Origin of the sequence: Syntrophothermus sp. (assembly GCF_013314835.1) — a bacterium.
Classification (GTDB): Bacteria; Bacillota; Syntrophomonadia; order Syntrophomonadales; family Syntrophothermaceae; genus Syntrophothermus; species Syntrophothermus lipocalidus.
Window position 1 is genome coordinate 1 of record NZ_JABUEX010000127.1, and the last position, 3,456, is coordinate 3,456.

The 3,456-nt window shown below is 56.0% G+C and carries 3 protein-coding genes; all 3 read right to left on the reverse strand.

What is annotated here, in order from left to right; translation table 11 throughout:
- Positions 1-747 (reverse strand): glycosyltransferase family 2 protein (locus tag HPY90_RS15470; RefSeq protein WP_502707219.1); only part of this gene is annotated, 747 nt, incomplete at its 3' end.
- 27 nt (positions 748-774) lie between these two features.
- Positions 775-3,330 carry a TPR domain-containing glycosyltransferase gene (locus tag HPY90_RS15475; protein WP_287195824.1) on the reverse strand — a complete coding sequence of 852 codons (2,556 nt, stop codon included), beginning with the start codon at positions 3,328-3,330 and terminating at the stop codon, positions 775-777.
- Positions 3,314-3,456, reverse strand: a 143-nt coding sequence (locus tag HPY90_RS15480) for a flagellar protein FliS (RefSeq protein WP_287195826.1), incomplete at its 5' end; no start/stop codon positions are given. The genes HPY90_RS15480 and HPY90_RS15475, both read right to left, overlap by 17 nt.

The window sequence follows — 3,456 nt, forward strand, 5'->3', positions numbered from 1 at the left end:
GAAAAGTTCAAAACCACTTGCAACTGCCCGCACGCAAAAATGCCGGTCTTCTCCCCAGTAAGAGAGATTATAAAGTGGAGAAAAATTAACGCCTCTTTCAAGCACCGGGCGAGCAATCAACGTGCACGCCCCTAGCCCCCCGACTCGATACACTCCCGGTTTCCTGAGCTTTTCCAACCACTCCTGCTGGCGGAGCCGGGCATAATCAGGGGAAAGTTTCTCCCCCGGAGCAAGTTCATACAAAGTATAATGATCGCACCCCCAAACCTGTGGAAGTTCAGGCATGTCCGGCTGCCACCTGGTCCAAAAAATCTCTGAAATAATATCTTTTCCCGAGTTCACCAACTGAACCAGAGTATGCGGATGGAGAACAAGGTCAGAATCGACAAGGAACAAATAATCAAATTCATTGGCCAGCGCGTACTTAATAATCCTGTTTTTGTGAGCAGCAACCCGCCAAACAAGTTCGCTCGTCCAGCGGTGAGTTACTTCATCCCTTATAAAATTTTCATTTGGCAAATTTTCATTTGGCTTCACCCTGAAAACACAGACCAGATCTGTGCTTTCTACCCTGAACTGTTCCAAGAGACGAGATGAACGTTCATCATCGTTATCATCTACCAGACAGTAGGCAATTGAGTAACCTTCCTTCTTCAACGCCTGAAGTGAAAGTAAAAACAATTCCAGGATTTCCGGTTTTTGCCTTACTGGGGATCCGATCAGAATTGCCTTGTTACATGATTGCACTTTTCCGCCTCCTAACCATGTGGAAGTTCAATGACTCATGAGGCTCCTCTGCATGCGAATCAAGCTTAACAGTTTTTGAGATTCGGGATAGGAGGGGTCGATTTCCTGAAGGCGCAGAAGGGCGTTTTCGGCATCTTCCAGACGGTTCAGCTTGATCATGGTTAAGGCAATGCGGAAAAGCAGTTCTGAATCCTCGGGATTTAGCCTGAAGGCCTCCCAGTAACTGTTAACAGCCTCGAGGTACATGCCGAGAGCATAAAAGGCATTGCCCTTTACGAGCCACGCTTCCTGCTTTAAGGTAGCATCCTGAAAATCTCCCTCTTCCTCCAGCAATTGGATTGCCTGCTCAGGAGAACCGGTTGCAATCAAGCATCTCGCCGAAAATATGCGCGCCTCCGCTTTGAAACCGTTATCTTCCCCCAAATCTACCAGGGGATGTGCAAGAAAAAGTGCAGCCTCAACATCACCCTGCAAAACATGAACCCGGGCAAGGTTCAGCCTGGCTCCACCGTTTTCCGGGTCCAGGGAAAGAGCTTTCTCGAAATACACCTTCGCCTGATCAGGAAGGCCCTGGGCAAGGAGAAAGGACCCGTAACAATTGGCGACCTCCGCATCCCCAGGAGCAAGTTCGACTGCCCTGTCAAGAACCTGCTGCGCCTTTTCCCACTGGCCGGTATTCCAGAGGCACCGGGAATAAATCAGGAGAGCAGAAATGTGATCCGGCTCAAATTCCAGGTATTTTTCTGAAGCCCATATACCATCATGCCACCGCCTGGCAGATTGCAGCGCCTGGGCAAGGCGCAAATACAAACCGGAAAAAGCACGGGACTCCCTAACGCTTGTTTCGGCAAAGCTTTTGGCTGCCTCAAGATCTTCGAGAGAGATCAAGCACTCAAGGTACTCGGCCCGCGCTTCTAAAACACTTTTACTCGCTTCTACCGCGCGCTCTGCCCATTTAAGCGCCTCCCGATTCTTGCCCTGCAGGCGCTTGGTGCGGGCAAGTCCGAGGAGGGCAAAGATGTTGGCCACATCTTTTTCGAGGACCTGCTTGTACTCGCGTTCGGCTTCCGTGTACCTCTTCTCCTTCTCCAGCAGGGACGCCGCGGCGAGACGGGCGCGCCAGAGCTTGATGGTAGAGTCGGTCTGGTTGAAGATCTGGTAGAGGCTTGCGGGGGGATCGGGCAGCGCAGCCGCTTGCCGGTAGGCGGCGATTGCCTCTTCCGTGCGGCCTAGAGCCTCCAGGACCTGAGCTTTGGTGAAGTAACATTCCGGGAGGGGAGCTTCGCACGCCTTTTCCGCATACTCCAGGGCCAGTTCTTTCCTCCCGCAGGCCAGGGCTGCCCGCGCTGCGTGCCAGAAGGCCGAGGGCCTGTTCCGCACGGCCTCTGGGGACTCAAGGCTGAGGTAGTGTTCGAGCGCCCGTAGCGCCTCTTCCGGCCTGTTCATGGACACCAGGTTGAGGCCGCGGTTGTACCAGTCAAAAGCGGAACCCTGCTTTTCTGTTACCTCTTCCAAAATTCCGGCGTTGCGGCCCAGCTTCTTCTTCCCCTCCAGCACAACGGGAAGGTAACCGTAATGCAGGACATACGGGCCACCCACCAGCTCCCGGGGCAAGGATGCTGCCAACTGTTCGTGGATTGCGCCTGTGTACCGGGCGTCCTCCGCGCGCCAGAAAAGCCTGACGTTCGCCTGGTCCGAAAAGTGGGTGAGAAACTCGTTGTGGTAGTTGTAGGTGCGGAGGTAGTAGACCTTTGGTTCTCTCCTCTCGGCCAGGCGGCGTAGCCAGGTCCCAGCTTCTGGGGTCAGGTACTCGTCGGCGTCGAGGGTGAGGACCCAGCCCTCCCGGATCTCCTCGAGGTAGGTGTTCCTTGCGGCGGCGAAGTCATCCCGCCACTCGTGGCGGAGGAGGCGCGCCCCATAGCGCTCCGCTATTTCAGGTGTGCGATCCCGGGAGCCGGTGTCGACCACTACGATCGCGTCCACGAAAGGGAGCGCCTGCTCGAGGCAGCCGGCCAGAAATTCCTCTTCATCTCTGGCAATCATAGCAAGGGTGATTTTCTGGCCCCCCTTAGGTATAAGGAGTTCTTCGCGGGGTTCGGGCCAGGGCTTTCCGAGGTAAGACAGGTCGTGTCCTACATTGGCAAGGCCTTCCTTGAGCACTTCCGCGAAGAACCTGTTTCCGAGGTGGGTGGCCAGATCGCCCGTTTCTCTGGCTATGGAAGCAGGGAGGCAGACCCCAAGCGCCCCGTAAAAGCGCGAGAAGCCGTCCTCCCGGACGCGCTCCCAGTGGGACCAGAGGACCAGGGTATGTCCGTCCCAGCGGCAGGCCTCGCGCAGGAAGAGACGCAGGAAACGCTGCGGCCCCCAGTAGAAGACCTTGTCTTCTTGCCCTTTAGCCTTGAACGAGTTCAACAGGCGCGCCGCGCTCGCCCACCAGACGGTGCGCCTTGAGGTGCCGGAGCCAGTGGGAAGCATCGGGAAGCAGACTTCGCTTCCCTCCAGGCCCGCCTCCCGCAGTGCCTTTGCCACCTGTTTTTCAGTGCCGTCGAGAAGCAGGAAGTAGCCGTCAACCTTTGCCTTCACTGCTTTCCCCTGCCTTTCGGGAAACTACGGCCTCGCGCCAGGTGTCGCGCAGTTCTTTCAAAAACCTCAGAACCTCCTGAACAGCGCCCGGGTCCTTCCTCACGTTCGCCTCTACGAGGCGCCTCC